The sequence below is a fragment of the Lentibacillus halophilus genome (assembly GCF_039522485.1).
GTDB lineage: Bacteria > Bacillota > Bacilli > Bacillales > Amphibacillaceae > Lentibacillus > Lentibacillus halophilus.
Genome location: NZ_BAAADM010000032.1, coordinates 34,461 through 52,230, shown reverse-complemented (window position 1 = coordinate 52,230; position 17,770 = coordinate 34,461). Strand labels below are relative to the sequence as shown.

16 protein-coding genes are annotated in these 17,770 nt (G+C 42.9%); 3 read left to right on the top strand and 13 right to left on the bottom strand.

What is annotated here, in order from left to right:
* Positions 1-7: 7 nt before the first annotated feature.
* Positions 8-304: a 4a-hydroxytetrahydrobiopterin dehydratase gene (locus tag ABDZ72_RS06295; protein ID WP_343751847.1), complete on the bottom strand. Its 297-nt coding sequence runs from the start codon at positions 302-304 to the stop codon at positions 8-10.
* Between the two features lie 248 nt (positions 305-552).
* Between ABDZ72_RS06295 and ABDZ72_RS06290 the strand changes: the two genes are divergently transcribed.
* Positions 553-921, top strand: coding sequence for a DoxX family protein (locus ABDZ72_RS06290; RefSeq protein ID WP_343751845.1), 369 nt, complete (start codon positions 553-555; stop codon positions 919-921).
* A 212-nt stretch (positions 922-1,133) separates the two neighbouring features.
* On the opposite strand, the gene ABDZ72_RS06285 is transcribed toward ABDZ72_RS06290, so the two are convergent.
* The 12 genes from ABDZ72_RS06285 to ABDZ72_RS06230 form a co-directional block, all read right to left on the bottom strand.
* Positions 1,134-2,339 (bottom strand): S1C family serine protease, encoded by a 1,206-nt coding sequence (locus ABDZ72_RS06285; RefSeq protein ID WP_343751843.1) that lies wholly within the window; start codon positions 2,337-2,339, stop codon positions 1,134-1,136.
* Between the two features lie 53 nt (positions 2,340-2,392).
* Positions 2,393-3,178 carry an MBL fold metallo-hydrolase gene (locus ABDZ72_RS06280; protein WP_343751841.1) on the bottom strand — a complete coding sequence of 262 codons (786 nt, stop codon included), beginning with the start codon at positions 3,176-3,178 and terminating at the stop codon, positions 2,393-2,395.
* Between the two features lie 15 nt (positions 3,179-3,193).
* The gene (locus tag ABDZ72_RS06275) at positions 3,194-4,108 is read right to left on the bottom strand and encodes a two-component system regulatory protein YycI (RefSeq protein WP_343751839.1); all 915 of its coding nucleotides are present in this window, start codon (positions 4,106-4,108) and stop codon (positions 3,194-3,196) included.
* Between the two features lie 2 nt (positions 4,109-4,110).
* On the bottom strand, positions 4,111-5,418 hold the full coding sequence (locus ABDZ72_RS06270) for a YycH family regulatory protein (RefSeq protein WP_343751837.1): 1,308 nt from the start codon (positions 5,416-5,418) through the stop codon (positions 4,111-4,113).
* Complete coding sequence (gene walK / locus ABDZ72_RS06265; protein WP_343751836.1) at positions 5,418-7,244, bottom strand: cell wall metabolism sensor histidine kinase WalK; 1,827 nt, start codon at positions 7,242-7,244, stop codon at positions 5,418-5,420. Before walK ends, ABDZ72_RS06270 begins: the two co-directional genes overlap by 1 nt.
* A gap of 9 nt (positions 7,245-7,253) precedes the next feature.
* The gene (gene yycF / locus ABDZ72_RS06260) at positions 7,254-7,958 is read right to left on the bottom strand and encodes a response regulator YycF (protein ID WP_343751835.1); all 705 of its coding nucleotides are present in this window, start codon (positions 7,956-7,958) and stop codon (positions 7,254-7,256) included.
* Positions 7,959-8,210: 252 nt separating this feature from the next.
* Positions 8,211-9,689, bottom strand: coding sequence for a peptidoglycan DD-metalloendopeptidase family protein (locus ABDZ72_RS06255; protein WP_343751834.1), 1,479 nt, complete (start codon positions 9,687-9,689; stop codon positions 8,211-8,213).
* Positions 9,690-9,947: 258 nt separating this feature from the next.
* Positions 9,948-11,234, bottom strand: coding sequence for an adenylosuccinate synthase (locus ABDZ72_RS06250; protein ID WP_343751833.1), 1,287 nt, complete (start codon positions 11,232-11,234; stop codon positions 9,948-9,950).
* A 167-nt stretch (positions 11,235-11,401) separates the two neighbouring features.
* A complete protein-coding gene (gene dnaB, locus ABDZ72_RS06245) occupies positions 11,402-12,775 on the bottom strand; it encodes a replicative DNA helicase (RefSeq protein ID WP_343751832.1) in 1,374 nt (457 codons plus the stop codon).
* Between the two features lie 59 nt (positions 12,776-12,834).
* Positions 12,835-13,281 carry a 50S ribosomal protein L9 gene (gene rplI, locus ABDZ72_RS06240; RefSeq protein WP_343751831.1) on the bottom strand — a complete coding sequence of 149 codons (447 nt, stop codon included), beginning with the start codon at positions 13,279-13,281 and terminating at the stop codon, positions 12,835-12,837.
* The gene (locus ABDZ72_RS06235; protein ID WP_343751830.1) at positions 13,278-15,254 is read right to left on the bottom strand and encodes a DHH family phosphoesterase; all 1,977 of its coding nucleotides are present in this window, start codon (positions 15,252-15,254) and stop codon (positions 13,278-13,280) included. The genes rplI and ABDZ72_RS06235 overlap by 4 nt, the downstream gene beginning before the upstream one ends.
* Positions 15,255-15,281: 27 nt before the next feature.
* Positions 15,282-16,223 (bottom strand): YybS family protein, encoded by a 942-nt coding sequence (locus ABDZ72_RS06230; RefSeq protein ID WP_343751829.1) that lies wholly within the window; start codon positions 16,221-16,223, stop codon positions 15,282-15,284.
* Between the two features lie 254 nt (positions 16,224-16,477).
* On the opposite strand from ABDZ72_RS06230, the gene ABDZ72_RS06225 reads away from it, so the two are divergent.
* Together ABDZ72_RS06225 and modA are read left to right on the top strand one after the other, a co-directional pair.
* On the top strand, positions 16,478-16,966 hold the full coding sequence (locus tag ABDZ72_RS06225; RefSeq protein WP_343751828.1) for a hypothetical protein: 489 nt from the start codon (positions 16,478-16,480) through the stop codon (positions 16,964-16,966).
* A gap of 12 nt (positions 16,967-16,978) precedes the next feature.
* Positions 16,979-17,749: a molybdate ABC transporter substrate-binding protein gene (gene modA / locus ABDZ72_RS06220; RefSeq protein ID WP_343751827.1), complete on the top strand. Its 771-nt coding sequence runs from the start codon at positions 16,979-16,981 to the stop codon at positions 17,747-17,749.
* Positions 17,750-17,770 lie beyond the last annotated feature (21 nt).

Here is a 17,770-nt window from a genome sequence, read left to right as displayed (position 1 = left end):
CAATTAATTATTTTGATGCCTTCTCGTACAGATCGTCAAAATGCCTGACCATTTCGAAGTCCAAATCGGTCAGTCCCTTCATTTGCCATGACGATATTTTCAAGGTGACGACTTTGTAATCGATAGAGATAAATGGATGATGCTTTTTGCTTTCGGCATATTCCGCAATCTGATCCACAAAACGAACACCACTCAAAAAGTCTTTAAACCGGTAGCGACGTTCGATCCATTTTTCGTCAAGGCGTTTCCATTCCGGCAACGTTTCCAATTCTGTTTCTATTTGCTCTTCGCTTAAACGTTCCATTCCAATCGCCTCCTTAACCCATCATAAGAATACTCTTAAACTTACGTAGGTCCAGTGTAACAAAATGGACCATTTCATTCAGCCAATCAACATATTATCCACAGTTCATCCACAGATTTTTGGGGATAAGTCACATCGACCTTTGTTACAACTGCCGTTCTGAATAACCATACAAAAAATGTGGGAGAGGTTGTCAAGATTGTCCCAATTCGAACATATACATAACACACCATGGCAAGGAGGTGTGTATGCAAACTATGAACTGGATCGGTTACGCAATTGGTTACGTTTTTTTCATATCCGGCGTATGTAAGTTAGTCAATAGCGATTTCCAAACGGTTTTCGCCAATCTGGGACTTCCATTTCCGGAAAAATTTCTTTTTCTCGTAGCCATAACAGAACTTGCATGCAGTGTGCTCATTATCGGGAGAATCTATGTTAGACAAGCGGCCACAGCACTCATGATCATTATCATTGGGGCTATTTATGTAACCAAAATTCCTGTGTTAATGAACCAAGGAGTGTTGTCATTCGCTTTTGAAGCACGGCTTGATATCGTTATGCTCATCTTGCTTCTGTTACTTTGGCAGCACAAACCGGGCCAACCGTCCTCCTGACCATAACGATATGCTTTCGTACTTATCCACAAATTTATACACATATGCACAAATGTTCGTCGTTATGTTGTCCTGGCATACATGTTCGCTACCATATATAGTTTGTTATATACAGGCTGTGGATGAAATGTGTATAAATGAACAACAAATCCTTTCAGTAATCCCTGCTATAAACCTTAAAAAAGCAAAAGCTATCCTTTATAAAGGATAGCTTAGCGTTGCTTGCCTAAAGTCATCGTTGTTGTCTGCTTATCTCCGTCCCGATAAAATGTCACGTCCAACGAGTCGCCGATTTCTTTTTTCTGATAAAGAATCTTCCGCAGATCAATCATGTTCAGTACCTGTTTTCCGTCGATGGCGGTGATAACGTCAAGACGCTTGATTCCGGCCTTGTCTGCAGGAGACAGTGATTCAGTATTCCAGACATAAACCCCACCATTCACATCGTCAGGAAGGTTCAATGTCCGGTCCCATTCGGTCTTTGGCACCTCATCCAGAGAATATATCTCCACACCCATATACGGACGCTTCACCTGACCATTCTGTTCCAGCTGATCGACAATCGGTTTGGCAGCATCAATCGGGATGGCAAACCCAATGCCCTCGACCGATTCTTCATTAATTTTCATGGAGTTGATTCCAATCAGCCGACCATCGATATTAATCAATGCACCACCACTGTTGCCCGGATTAATGGCCGCATCTGTCTGAATGACTTCAGTTTGCCAATCCGCCCGGCCGTCCTGGTTGAAATCCTGTGGAATAGTACGTTGCGTTCCGCTGATGACGCCCTGGGTAACGGAACCTAAAAACTTACCGAGTGGATTCCCGATGGCAATGGCTGGCTCCCCGACTTTTACATTAGCCGATGTTCCCAGTTTCATCGTTTGGTTCACATTGCTGCCATCCATCTGCAGAACCGCCAAATCAGAAAATAAATCACTTCCAAGAATTTTGGCTTCAACACGATTATCATTGGATAGAATGATTTCCACCGAATCGGCCCCCTGCACCACATGATGATTGGTGATGACATATGCCTGGCCGTCCTGCTTCTTATAGATAACCCCCGAGCCGGAACCAGCTTTTCGCTGATTACCCTGTTGCCAATAATCACCTTTGCGCTGTATATTAATGACACCTACAACAGCAGGGGAAACATTGTCTACAACATCTGTAATCTGCGAGGAAACATTCACCGATACATAATCATTGGCATCAAGCCCGGAACCGGTACCATCTATTGCCTTTTCCGATGTATCGTTCATCCCTAAAGACGGCATTATGTCAGTTTTGAGTACTGTGGGAATCAACGCCAAGACAGCTATTATGCCTATTCCCATTCCTATAAGTGCTGGAACAAGCCACCCGCGTTTGCTACTTCCTCGTTCAGCATGGCCCTTTTCAAAATAACCCATGTTATCTCTCCTTTAAAAGGATGAGAACCACGCACTCACGGATGCCAATGATTTCAACCGACGTCATACAATGATGTCGGTATTTTCGGATCAGTATTATAAAGAGGGAGATCAATCCCTCGATCCGTCAGAACATGGCTAACCGACATACGTGCGAGTTCCTTCATGTTATTATCTTGGCTTAAATGGGCCAAATAAATACGCTTGGTGCGATTACTGATCACATCACAAAGAGCAAGACCGCTATCCTCGTTAGAAACATGGCCGGTGTCCCCCAGTATACGTCGTTTGACGTTCCACGGATAACGTCCCATACGCAGCATCTCTATATCATGATTGGCTTCAAATATATAAGCATCCGCATCTTCCACCGTTTTCCGGATCCGCTCAGATACATAGCCCAAATCAGTCACAAGTGCAACTTTGGTGCCATTGTGACGAAACGTGAAAAACATGGGTTCAGCTGCATCATGGGACACACCGAACGATTCCACATCCATATCATTGAATGGCTTCACTTCTTCCATACCAAAATGAAACTTCTGATCCAATGCAATGGTTCCAATGGACGGTTGCATAGCTTTCCAGGTTTTTTCATTCGCATAAATCGGCAACTGATATTTACGCGCAAAAACCCCCAATCCTTTTATGTGATCCTGATGTTCATGTGTCACTAAAATACCGGTTAATTCGGATGGATCGACGCTTATTTCGTTAAACAGCCTGTCCATTTGCTTTCCACTCAACCCGACGTCAACCAGCAGTTTCTCTTGATTAGATTCAATATAAAAGGCATTTCCGGTGCTTCCGGAGGCTAAAACACTAAAACGCATAGTCATTTAATCCCACCTCTTTTACTGACGATTCACACGTTCATTCATATGTTTCAGTACATACTTTTTCATATCATTGTCGTCTGGCAGATTTTTAACTTTTTCTATAGACGCTGCCACGGCATCGACTAAAAAGGATGTTTCATCGTTTTGGACGACGAGATTCTCAAGTGCGTTCACAGAAAAATGCTTGTCTTCATTAACAGAAACGATCCATGTAGGCGCAAAAACCTGTTTCCCATTCGGAAGTGGAAATCGTGTGTGAAAACCAAGTTTGACATCTGTTATGTCATCACCTGGCCAAATTTTGTTGCCTTCATAAAGAACCTTGATGGCATCCATTTGCTTAATCAGAGTCTTCTTTTTATTTGTAGACGGCGCTGCCTTTCCGAGCATGGTTTGTGTATAGAACATCATCTCATTGTCATCATTGAGATATACGATAATGATGCCACTTTGATTGTAATAAATGGGATGATCCTTTTTCTTCTGGAAAAACACGAGCGTATTCATCGACTTATTCCATGAACCAAATGTATAATTATCGGGAAGAAGAATCTTGCTTTTAACCAGTTGACTGATTGTATTTTTCTTTGCATCATCCGGTACGCTTACTGGTTCTTTAAAACGGGAAATGATAAATGTTTGATTCAGAATTTCGACGTTTTGATTTTCCAGTGGACTGAAATAGTCCAATTCTTTGTCTGTGAATGTTTTCTTCCCTGCTGTAATATATGATTCATTTATTTCCTTCTGTGACAAGTCAGTACTGATAGTAATATCTTCTGACTCCAACTCCTGCTCCAATGTTACTTCGTCCGGATTTTCGTAACCAAAATCGGATTCCTCTTGTTTATTAAAAAACATGAATAATAAATACACATTAAGCACAAGGAAGCAGAGGATAAATAGCATTTTGATTTGTTTCCATTGCATCCTCAGCTCCCTCCTTTTTGCAGCGTTATGTCATCAGAACTCATTTTCTGCCAACAGCCTTTATAATTGATAAACCATGCCGCTTCCAATGTCAGAGCGTCTGATTCACCTTGATAGGTCAAGTCATAACCGATGCGAATATCATCCACTTGCTCTGGCTTATATGTTTTATTGTTGTTCAGATAATCGATGACGTTCGCACCTGATGGCAGTTCTTCCGTTTTACTGCTGAGCAAGTTCGCCAGGCTGAACAATGGACGATGGTAGCGGTTCGGCTGATTCAAGTCCTTAATCCGGTATTGTTGCTCAATCATCGATGCATGGTTGTTTCCATAGACCGGATAACCATCATAAAACATCTGATAACGAATGGTGTTGATCGATGTTTCTATATCCATCAAATGATAATCATCTGTCCATCCCTTATACTCGTTGATATTGTTTTTGCTCCGTTCCAGGAGTGCCGCCGGCTCCATTTGTTCAAAAGGGGACTGAAGAGGGTTTTGAAACTCCATCGTCCGTCTGTCTTGATAAACACGCATAATGCCGCGTGCATTGTCCGTAAAATATACTTCATTGTCATTGATTTGATTGCGGATGACAGCATCCGGATTCCGGAACAACACATCAACCATTGAATGAGAACCTATTTCCCTGACTGCCACTGACTTATTTGCCATTTCCACCGCGTGTTTCGGTATATAAATGGGTTGCTCCGCTTTATCAAACTGCGCGTATTCACGCAATCCTTCAAACGTTGTCAAAAGCTGCCAGAGCCGGCTGAAGGTTTCACTATTATTAACGGCCGCTGTCGCTTGTTGGTCACCTTTCCGGTCAAGAAACGTGATTTGCAGTGATGAATCATCTTCATCAAACGTTATAAAGAACCGTTCAAAATCCCAGTCGGGAAAAAGAGGATCCCCATTAAATGTAAACAGGCTGTCCAACATGCTCATAGGAATGGCAGTCGGGAATACAACCTCCAGTTGATTGCTTTCCGTCGGTCGACCACGGCTTTCTTCTGTCCGGAAGTCATACAACATCCATGAATGCATATCCTGATACAACGTTTCGCTGTCATTCGGGTCTGTAAAACCATAATAATGCTGCTCGTTTCGGAAAATAATGGATTTTGGTTTTATAATATTTTTTTTTGTCTCTTCATCTCCACCAAGGTCAACCCGGTCTTGAAACTGTTCAGGTGGGAGATCTTCTACTTCCGGTTTATAATTCCACAGGGCAAACGAAAGCAGCAGGCTCCCCACGACCAGTGCCCATAATATAACCGATTTGACGGTTTCAAACCGCATTACGCACCCCTCCGCTTCGTGTTCATTAGCGGAAGCGTAAAGAGAATTGTTGTCCCTTTACCTTCTTTGCTCTTCGCCCGGATGGTGCCATTGTGTGCTTCAACAATTTCCCTGGCAATCGACAATCCCAGACCCGTGCCGCCGACCTTGCGGGACCGTGCTTTATCTGCACGGTAAAAGCGGTCAAATATTTTATCAACTTTATCCCGGGGGATCCCCATGCCTTCATCCGACACACTCACCAGCAGCCGTCCTTGTTGTTTCATCGTTTTGAACCGGATGGTACCTCCTTCCGGTGAGTACTTAACAGCGTTGGAAATGATGTTATCGAGCACTTGGAATATTTTATCCTTATCAACCCATACGTCATAGGTTCCGTCCGACAAATCCCGTTTCAATGTAATGTCACTCGTCACGTTCATTTCAAACCGGTCGATGACATGATGGAAGAAAGTGATAAACTCGGTGCGTTCCATTTTCAATTCATAATTCTGATTATCCATTCGGGAAAGCTGCAACAGATCATTCACCATACGGATCATGCGTTCCGTTTCATTTTTGGTGACATCCAGAAATTTTGGTGCGAGATCTTTGTTTTCCCATGCACCCTCCGTCAATGCTTCCATATAACTCCGCATTGTTGTCAATGGCGTCCGCAGTTCATGTGATACATTGGACACAAATTCGCGGCGCTCCTGTTCCATTTTTTGCTGTTCGGTTACATCACTAAGAACCGTAATAAACCCATTAATAGCGTTTTCCTCGTCCATGACTGTCGAGAATTTAGCACGAATTAGAAAGATCGTGTCGTTATGACTGAAATCTATAATCATGGACCCACTATCAGGCAGTTCTGTGATGTCAACCTCATTTTCATCCAGTTGCAACACATCCAACAAAAACATCCCTTTTGCTTCTTCCGTCTCTTTGTCGAGCAAACGGGCAGCAGCTTCATTCAAAAGCGTGATAACACCCTGGTCATCTGTCGCGATAACACCGTCGGACATATTGGACAGAACGCTGCTCAGTTTTCGTCGTTCCTCTTCTGTCAATGCTCTTGAATGTTTCAACTTCGACGTTAAATCATTAAATGATTCAGCAAGTTGACCGATTTCATCTTTTCCATACACATTAACGCTTTGGGAAAAATCTTCTCTTGCCAATGTTTGTGCTTGTTTGCGCATTTCCTTAATCGGTTTGGTGATTGTGCGTGCCACCAATATTCCGAGCAGGACCGAAACCGTAATGGCAAGAAGTGAGCCCTGCATAAAAATACGATTAATATTTTCCAGCTGATTGTATACGCCCTCCATGTTTGCCTCAATGTACAGGGCGCCAACCTGTGTGTCTTCATTGTCATATATGGGAACCGCCCGAACATAGACAAGGTTTTTCTCCCGGTTGTACTGTTTTTTATCACCCTGGTTCCCATATAAAACAGCATTGCGGACAATATCTCTCGTCACTTTCTTTCCCACGTTCCTAGTGCCAGTATTATTGCTTGAAGCTATAATTCTGCTCTGTTTATTAACCACCTGAATATTAATGATGTCTTTGGTATCATTGACATTGACGATGTTCTGTACTTCCTGCGACAAAGTCGGTTCGCTATCATCATCGGAACGGTCTTTGCTGAATGCACGGGTCAAATTGACTTTCAAAATTTCCACACTGGCATCAATAGACTGCTCAAAATTTTCATTCAACTCACTCTCCAATCCCCGCGCAAAGTAAGCACTGATCACCTGGGTGGAGATTAATAGAAGTAAAATGAAAATAATGATAAATTTCACTTGTATCGAGCGAAAAAAACCTAACTTTTTCATGAACCAGTTCTACTCCTGTTCAGGATTGCGCAAATAATAGCCGACACCACGGCGGGTAATAATCCACACAGGGTTGCTCGGATTTTCCTCAATCTTTTCACGGAGACGACGAACAGTAACATCAACCGTCCGTACATCGCCAAAGTAATCGTAACCCCATACGGTCTCCAGCAAATGTTCACGGGTCATGACTTGACCAATATGACGGGCCAAATAATAAAGCAATTCGAATTCACGATGGGTCAGATCTACGTGATTCCCGTCACGGGTGACAGCATAAGCATCTGGCTGAATTTCCAGTCGGCCGATTTGAATGTTTTTCGTCGTTTTAACTCCATCATCCGGAATCTGCTGTTGACGGCGCAAATTCGCCTTCACCCGGGCAATCAACTCCCGATTACTGAATGGCTTCGTCACATAATCATCCGCGCCAAGCTCCAACCCAAGCACTTTATCAATTTCATCATCCTTGGCCGTCAGCATTATGATAGGCATGGAATGCGTCTTACGGATCTCCCGGCAAACCTCATTACCATCTTTATTCGGTAACATAATATCCAAAAGGACAAGATCGGGATCCTCTTCGTCAGCCAGCTCGATGGCTTCATCCCCATCGTAAGCAACAACAACATCATACCCTTCTTTATCCAAATTAAAATGTAAAATATCAGCTATTGGCTGTTCATCATCTACAACCAAAATTTTCTGTCCCATAAACGTCACGTCCTTTATGTAAGGTTCGTTTAACAAAGAGAGTCTAAACCCCATTGTTTTCCTTTATCCAATTGTAGTTTCTCGCTCCATTCTATCGTACTTTGTCCAAAATGTCTTATATCAGATGCGAAAAATATAAAACACACGGGCATTCATGCAATCATTAGTGTCACAAAAAAACTGACCCATCTTTTACGCATGAGTCAGTTGTCATTTGTTTTTACGAAAAATAACTCTTACACTCTGAATGACCTAAAAATACTTCTTCGGGTGTTGCAACGAACCATTTTGATAGACTTCAAAATGCAAATGAATGCCAGTAGAGTCCCCCGTTGCTCCCATAACTCCAATTTTTTGACCTTTTTCAACCGTTTGACCCGGGCTGACATTTATGGAGGCCAAATGAGCATAAATCGTTCGCATGCCATTATTATGATCGATCGTAATTTTGTTACCATAACCGCTGGACCGTTCAGCTGAAACAATCGTCCCATTGTCAGCTGCCTTTATAGTGCGGCTGCTTGGTCCCGCAATATCCATTCCTTTATGCATGGACCCCCAGCGCATGCCTACATTGCTGGATATATATCCACCGACTGCAGGCCAGTTCAGGTTGCCTGTTCCACGTGACGGGACAACCTTGGTTCCTTTAACGATAATTTTTTTGACCGGTTCTTTGGTTGTTTTTTCATTAATAATATTTCGGCTGGATTCATTCCCATTATTTATCGTCAGGGAATAATGCACCATCTTTTGACCTTCTTCACCTTGCTGTTTTACGTTTTCTTCACCTTTGTAAAGATTATCGGATTCGATGGTTTTTGTTTTATAATCAATCGACGTTTTTTCTTTTATTTCCTTCTTAACGATAACGTCAACAAATGGCTGATAGTCCGTCACATAAAGTTTCTGTCCAATTTGCAAAACAGAGGATTTTTTCAGTTCCTCGTTTAAGTTAAGCAATTCATCCAAGGTTAAATCGTGCTGCTTGGCTATATCCACCAATGTTTCTCCTTCGTTTACTTTATGTACCGTTTCAACTGGTGTCCCCTTTTCAAGGACGGAAATACCTTGCTTTTTCGTCAAAACGCCGGATGGCGCTGTTTTTTGTTCGGAAAAGGAAACCTTATCTGAAAGGGAAACGTCTGTAATAATAGTATCCCCGGCGCTTAAATGGTCCGTCGTTTGTTTATCATTCACTAGATTTGCCCGGGTATAATCGGTCATGTCGTTTTCCTGTTTTTTTGCCGTCAACGTCTCGAGATCCTGTTCATCGACAAAGTTGGTTTGATAGGCGTTCAGCGTTTGTTCAGCGGCCTTTTTATTTTGAAAGTATCCAACGCTTTTTCCGCCTATTTCCATTTTAACGGCTTCCGCTTGAACAGATAGGTTTTCTTGCAAATACGTGCTCACTTTCTGGTTATCATACGATGGGTCGAATACGCGCTCAGGTACTATATTCACTTCTTCCCCAATCGTCAGCGAAAGATTGTTAAAATCAGCTTTCTTGTTCTTCACTTTGCTTTCCATTATATCCTTCATGGCCTGTTTATCATTTACTTTGCCAATATGTTCACCATCAACATAAACATGAAATATTTTCCCCAGCGACCCTTCTTCAGCCTGAGCAGCCGTACCAAACAAAAATATTCCAAGACCTATCATAATGGCTATTTTTGGTAGTATATGACGATTCCTGTGAAGATCATCAAGCGGTTTTCTTCGTGCCATACCGTACGCTCCTTTTACCATGCAACGATATATACAAGTCTCATTGCTTCTTTTAGTCCTTTATTAAACTATCATAACTTCGCACACGATAAAATAGAGAACGGGTAAATGTAAATGAATTGTATAATAACGTCTACTTTTTTTACAATCACGTTACAATTAGTGACAATTATTTTATACGTTTCAAAATTTCAGTCTGAAACCGACAAAAAAACCTCCGTCGATAAGACAGAGGTTGAGTGAAAGCAAGTATTGTATTTAGCTGTAAACGCTGCGTACCATATTTGTCTGCGTGCGATCCGGACCGACGGAAAAAATAGACAGTTGAATGCCGGTTAATTGTGCGATGCGTTCCAAATAATGTCTGGCGTTGGGTGGAAGCTCATGAATGGATTGAACATTGGTGATACTTTCCGTCCATCCGGGCATTTCTTCATAAACCGGCTCACATTCAGCCAGTATACGCAGATTGGCCGGAAATTCATGTATTTTTTCTCCGTTATACATGTAAGCCACACAGATTTTGAGAGTTTCAATACCTGTCAAAACATCAAGTGAATTGAGGGATAAATCCGTCACGCCGCTAACACGCTGGGCATGACGCACAACCACACTGTCAAACCAACCAACACGTCGCGGTCGTCCAGTTGTTGTTCCGTATTCGTTGCCGGTCTCCCGTATCTGTTGGCCGGTGGCGTCGGTCAATTCAGTCGGAAACGGACCATCCCCGACTCGTGTCGTATACGCTTTAGACACCCCAACGACATGGTCAATTTTCGACGGGCCTATACCGGAGCCAATGGTGACCCCACCAGCAATCGGATTGGATGATGTGACAAACGGATAAGTTCCCTGATCAATATCAAGCATCACACCTTGAGCTCCTTCGAATAAAACACGGCGTCCCTGATCAAGGGCATCATTTAAAACAACCGACGTATCACATACAAATGGAGCCATCTGTCGACCGTATTCGTGATACTCTTCCAGTATCTCCTCCACTTGCATTGGTTCCGTTTCATAAATCTTTTCAAACAAACGGTTTTTTTCTTTTAAATTTTGTTCAAGCTTTGTACGGAATGCATCTTTGTCCAACAAATCGGCAACACGAATGCCCATGCGTGCGGCTTTATCCATATAGGCTGGGCCGATTCCTTTTTTCGTTGTCCCGATTTTATCGTTTCCTTTATCTTCTTCTTGAAGGACATCTAGCTTGATATGATACGGCAAAATGATATGAGCACGATTGCTGATACGCAAATGATCGGTTGCTATGCCATTGTCATGTAAATAAGTCATCTCTTCTGTGAAAGCCTTTGGATCAATAACCATTCCATTACCTAATACACACGTTTTATCATGAAAAAATATTCCGGATGGGATCAAGTGCAATTTATACGTTGCATCGTCAAATTTAATGGTATGCCCCGCATTATTTCCTCCCTGATAACGAGCAACCACTTCGGCATTCTGCGACAGGAAGTCGGTGATTTTACCTTTTCCTTCATCGCCCCATTGCGTTCCGACTACTACTACTGAGGACATGGCGCACCTCCATCATGCATCCACAATTGTATTTTCGTTACTGACAGCATGATTTTATCAATCATAGTCCTGACTGTCAAATTAAACACGAACGATATAACCAACAATATCAATTATTATTCGTTCAAAGCACAAACAAAAAACCAGTTCCATGGTTGAAGAACTGGTTATGTCTGTACAGGTTCAGGCGGGACATCACTTTCCGAATAACGGTGATCAAGATCAACAAATTTATTATATTCTTTAACAAACGCCAATTCAACATTGCCTACTGGCCCATTCCGCTGCTTGGAAATAATAATTTCGATAATATTCTGTTTTTCGGATTCCTGGTCATAGTAATCGTCCCGGTACAAAAAGCCGACAATATCAGCATCCTGTTCAATACTTCCGGACTCCCGCAAATCAGACATCATCGGCCGTTTATCCTGACGTGCTTCGACGCCACGTGATAACTGTGACAGAGCAATCAGCGGAACGTTCAATTCCCGCGCTAGTGCCTTCAAAGCACGCGAGATCTCCGACACTTCCTGCTGTCGGTTTTCCCGTGACTGACCCTGGCCCTGGATCAGCTGCAAATAATCGATCATGATCATGCCAAGACCATGCTCCTGTTTCAAACGACGGCATTTCGAACGGATTTCACTGACACGGATTCCCGGCGAATCGTCGATATAAATACCGGCATTGGACAAACTGCCCATCGCCATGGTCAGCTTACTCCAATCATCCGGCTCAAGTTTCCCGGTCCGCAGCCGCTGGGCATCGATGTTCCCTTCCGCACAAAGCATCCGGGAAACAAGCTGGTCTGCTCCCATTTCCAGACTGAATATCGCCACATTTTCATCGGTTTTGATGGCAATGTTTTGTGCAATATTTAGTGCAAAGGCCGTTTTACCAACCGACGGACGAGCGGCAATAATAATTAAGTCATTGCGCTGAAAACCCGACGTAATCTGATCCAAATCGCGATAACCTGTTGGAATGCCTGTTATATCTCCATCATGATGATGAAGCTGCTCAATATTATCATAGACATCGATTAGAACATCTTTAATTGGTTGAAAATTGCTTGTGTTTTTCCGCCCGGATACTTCAAGAATATTTTTCTCGGCTTCATTCAAAATATCATCCACATCTTCCTCACTGGAAAAGCCTGATGTGACAATATCTGTCGCTGTCCGGATCAGTCGACGCAACAATGCTTTTTCTTCAACGATTTTGCTGTAATAAACGATGTTGGCTGCGGTTGGAACACTACCGGCCAAATCGGATAAATATGAGACGCCGCCAGCTTCATCGAGCTTTTTTTCGTTGGACAGAAGGGTTGTCACCGTAACAAGATCAATCGGTTCCCCCCGATCCATCAATCGCAGCATGGCGTCAAAAATCCGTTGATGACTTGCCCGGTAAAAATCATCAGCCATAAGGTGCTCAGCAGCTGTTGGCATAGCATCAGGTTCAAGGAAAATGGCACCAATGACAGCCTGTTCTGCCTCTATATTATGCGGCGGTGTCCGATCATTCCATAGCTCACTCATCGGTTGCCCTCCTTATTAAAAAGATACGGCGAGCCTTGCTGCTTTATAAAATCATCCAGTCATGTTTCAGTTACATGGACGTTAATTGTTCCCGTGACGTCTTGGTGCAATTTGACAGGGACATTCGTGTAGCCAAGCGTCCGAATGGGGCTGTCCAGCTCAATTTTGCGCTTATCGATTTTATAGTTATAATCGTTTTTCAATGTATCTGCAATATGTTTCGATGTGATCGAACCAAACAGACGGCCGGCTTCACCTGATTTTGCTTTAATTTCCACGGTTATATCTTCCAGTTCATTTTTAAGCAGTTCGGCTTCCTTTTTAATTTCATCTTCCTGTTGCCGCTGTTTTTCCTTTTGTGCTTCAAGTGCTTTCAGGTTTCCTGATGTCGCCTCGTCTGCAAGACCTTTTTTCAGGAGGTAGTTCCGTGCATAACCATCTGAGACATTTTTTACTTCTCCTTTTTTTCCTTGGCCTTTTACGTCCTTTTTTAAGATGACTTTCATTCTGTTTCCCCTCCTGTAAAATATTCTTCCAATATATCTTTTAACAATGCTTCTGCATCGTCAATCGTTGTATCTTCAATTTGTGTGGCAGCATTGGTAAGGTGTCCGCCACCGTTCATTTTTTCCATAATCACCTGGACGTTTACATCGCCGAGCGAACGGGCACTTATGCCAATTCGCCCGTCGTCACGTTCCGAAATGACAAACGAAGCGTTAATTCCACTCATAGTCAAGAGGGTGTCAGCAGTCTGCGCCAGCAGCACACCACCATAAATTTCACCAGGACTACCCTTGGCAATCGCAATGGAATTACTATAAATTTCAGCACGCTCAATCAGTTTGCCACGCTTAATATAAAGATCAAGATCTTCTTTCATGAAACGCTGCACAAGTACGGTGTCCGCACCTTTGGAACGCAGATAGGATGCGGCATCAAATGTACGGGAACCCGTCCTGAGCGTGAAACTTTTTGTATCAACTATAATACCGGAAAGCAGAGCGGTTGCTTCAAGCATTTTAAGCTTCAGTTTTTGCGGCTGATACTCCAGCAGTTCCGTTACAAGTTCCGCTGTTGACGATGCATAAGGTTCCATATAAACAAGCGTTGGGTTCTCAATAAACTCTTCTGCACGTCTGTGGTGATCAATTACAACTTTGTAATCAGTTTTGTTTAATAGTTTTTCATGAGCCACCATACCAGGTTTATGCGTATCAACCACAACAATCAGGCTACGGCTGGTAACAAGCGCCTCTGACTCATCCGGATCAATGAAATATCCCCATAAATCATCATCTTGTTTGAGTGCATCAACCAAGCGGTGGACACCGGTATCCACATCATTCGAGTCAAATACAATATAGCCGTCCACATCATTGGCTCTCGCTATATTCAGAATGCCAATTGCAGCACCGAATGCATCCATATCCGGTGCCTTATGCCCCATAATAATAACATTGTCACTTTCCCGGACAAGTTCTTTTAATGCGTGTGAAATGACGCGTGCACGGACTCTCGTTCGTTTTTCCATTGGATTCGTACGGCCGCCATAAAAGCGTACTTTGCCCAGGTTATCCTTGATCGCAACCTGATCACCGCCACGGCCAAGAGCCAGATCAAGACTGGATTGCGCCATTTCGCCAAGTTCCGGAAGTGTGTTGTCTCCGGCACCGATACCAATGCTCAGCGTAACCGGAACGTTCTGCTCAGCGTTCAGTTCCCGGACTTCATCCAGTATATCAAATTTTGATTTTTCCAGCTGATCCAGTGTGTCCTTAGTCAAAACAGCTAGAAAACGATCCTGTGATGTCCGTTTTAAATAAAACCCATAATCCGTTGACCAACTGTTAAGTACAGACGTTACTTTGGAATTCAGCTGGCTTTTAAGGGTATCATCCATGTTTTGGGTGATTTCCTCATAATTATCAAGATATATGATAGCAATCGTGGTTTGCTCATTTTCATAACGTGTCTGAATATGGGCCTGTTCCGTCCGGTCAAAGAAATATAAAAGCCGGTCATCCTTTCTGATTGCTATCTGAAATTGATAACCGTTCATATCCATCCAGATGTCGTCATCATTTTCCTTAATTCGTGACGCAAAATCATCGGAAAGGTCATTCAATGACATTCCGACAAGCGTATCCTCCTCGTCAGAAAAACGATTCATATATGGATTGGCCCATTCGATGATATATTCTTCATTAAATAAAATAATTCCAATCGGCATCTCAAGCAATGCCTCTTCCCCAACCCGTTTCACACGATGGGAAAGCGTTTCAATGTACTTTTGCGTCGCATCTACCAGCTTCCGCTCCGATCGGATGCTGTAATAGATGGCTGCAGCCAGAATAAGAGTCATTATCAGTCCTGGCACCCATTGAAAGTACCAGATAAAACCGACAAGAACAGCTGCAACCACGTACATCACCCATAAATGGAGGCTTAACGGCTGTTTTCGTTGAAACTCCTGCATATCATCAGCTCCTACCTGTACTCCCGATCATGTTTTGCCATTGGCAATGCGGTCCCTAAGTGCAAACCCTATATCTATGATACCAAGCAAACGCACAAGGAAAAGGAAGATGAACGGAAGGAAAATCGTCAACAAAACGCTCATCACCGGCAACGCTTTGGTTATCCTTTTCACATACGTATAATAAAAGATAAAGGATAGTCCCTGCAATGCGATTAACAATCCAGCAAGCATCATAACATTATGGACGGCCTGTGCGGTCATTCCAGACAGATCCAAAAAGGATAGCATCAGGGCGACAAAATAGACCCAAATAAGCGACAAAGGAAGCCGGAACATACGAAACGGCGGAAATTGCAACGCATGATTCTGCCATTTCGTAATCACTTTATAGCTCACCCATTGGCTGATAAAAGCCATCAGTAAACTGATTAACACGATCCAAACCGGGATAAGTTCCAATAGCATATCAAGTTGATCTTTTACTGCCTGCATTTGGTCTTCTGCTTCGCCGGCCATTCCAAATTCTTCGATCACATCTTGACTCATGGATATGGATTCATCCATCACGCTATTCCATTCACTGATCAAATCAACTTGCAAAACAAGCTGGCTGTACAAAAACAGCATAACAAACCCGACAACAAACCCTAATGTGCCGCTCGCCAGCGTTTCATAAGCGGAGTGCTTTCTGTAAATAGCGGAGCCAATGGCAACGCCACCCAATCCCATCAGGACGGGAAGAGGCACAACGTGAACCGAGAGCAAAACCATCGTTAAGCCTGACGCTGCAAGCACCATAATGATTGATGATTTCCAGTCATATCGTGAAGCAAACACGATGAAAGGGACCGGAAGCAAAAAAACAGCAACAAACGGTATAACCGGAACAAAAACAGCCACCAGCGCAATAAGCATATAAATAATGGTTAATAATGCTCCATCTCGCCATTGATTTGATTGATCCATTCACTGCACCTTCTTTGTATCTTGCATGATTATGAGGTGTGTTTTCCATCCAGACAACATACTGCTCATTCATATATAATAACACGTTTGAAGCTTTTATTGTCATTTGAAAAGACTAACCCGAATTATTACCCGGGAAATAAATTCGGGAAATTTGTCGATAAATAAAGGCATTTTAAGAACGATTCATGGTCATGAACGTCATTTAATGGTATTTTAAATACTGGGACGTCATTTGTTAAGGGTGAGAAACCATGATTTTTTTACGCATATTCATCAATAGCCTGAAGTTGCCCGCTAAACAAACCATATTTCAATTAAATCGGATTGGTATGGATTATGCCGTCCTGTACTTATTTATCCTGATGCTCATCACGTCCATGCCATCCCTTATTTCCAGAATGCAGACGGCTGGTGAACCCGGAGCAACTATGAATCCGCTAATTATAATCATTTACTTTTTTATATTTTACTACCTGCCGCTAACCGTCATGGTGGTTTTGCTTATTTCATTAATGGCTTATATCGGAACGAAAACAGCTAAATTGCTGCAACGAAAAATTACATTTCCCATCCTGTGGAAAATCACCGTATACACGACAAGTCTTCCGTTTATTCTATTTTCGGTACTTGCCTTGTTTTTTCCGCTGGACGATTCATGGCTCGCTTTATTTGTCCCATATTCGCTTATTTTTTTGCTAAAAATAATAACGGTCTATCCGAAACGAAAAAAACGACCATAGGAGGGATCTTCCATGCGGTATCTCGGTGTTATTCTTATATTCGCAGCCGCCGTGATAAGTGTTGGGTGCACCGGCCAGGACAATGCAGACACGTCCGAAGTGGTTGTATCGGCTTCGTCCAGTTTATCGGATGTGTTGGGCGACCTGGCGGATGCATTTCAGGAAGAACATCCGGACGCAGCACTCTCGTTTCATTACGGTGCTTCAAGCAAGTTAGCGGACCAAATCAGCAACGGGTCACCGGTTGACGTTTTCTTATCAGCTGGTCAGCAACCTATCGAACAACTCACCGGACAAAACTTGCTGACAACCGACACAGAAATGGATTTTGCCCGTAATCGTCTGATACTGGCAAGCAGCAAACAAGAATCATTTCCGGCAACATCCATCAAGCAATTGCCGGAACTGAACATAAAACAAATAGCCATGGGTAATCCGGAAAACATCGCCGCCGGAAAATATGCCACACAAGCACTAAAAAAAAGCGGTGTCTGGGAAACGATTAAGGAAACAATCGTTTATACCAATGAAGGCGGACGGTCGCTCACCTATGTCGAGTCCGGAAATATGGAAGCAGGCTTTATTTATAGTAGCGATCTCCAACGATCTGAATTGATTCAAAACGTATTCACGATTGATGATGACCTCCACGCGCCCATTATTTATACAGGTGCCGTCATAACCTCCAGTAAAGACAAACAAACAGCCAAAGCATTTGTCTCCTTTCTGCAGACAGACAAAGCGCGTTCCATTTTGAAAAATCACGGGTTTAGCGGGGTTTAAAAGCATCATGAACCTTGTTAT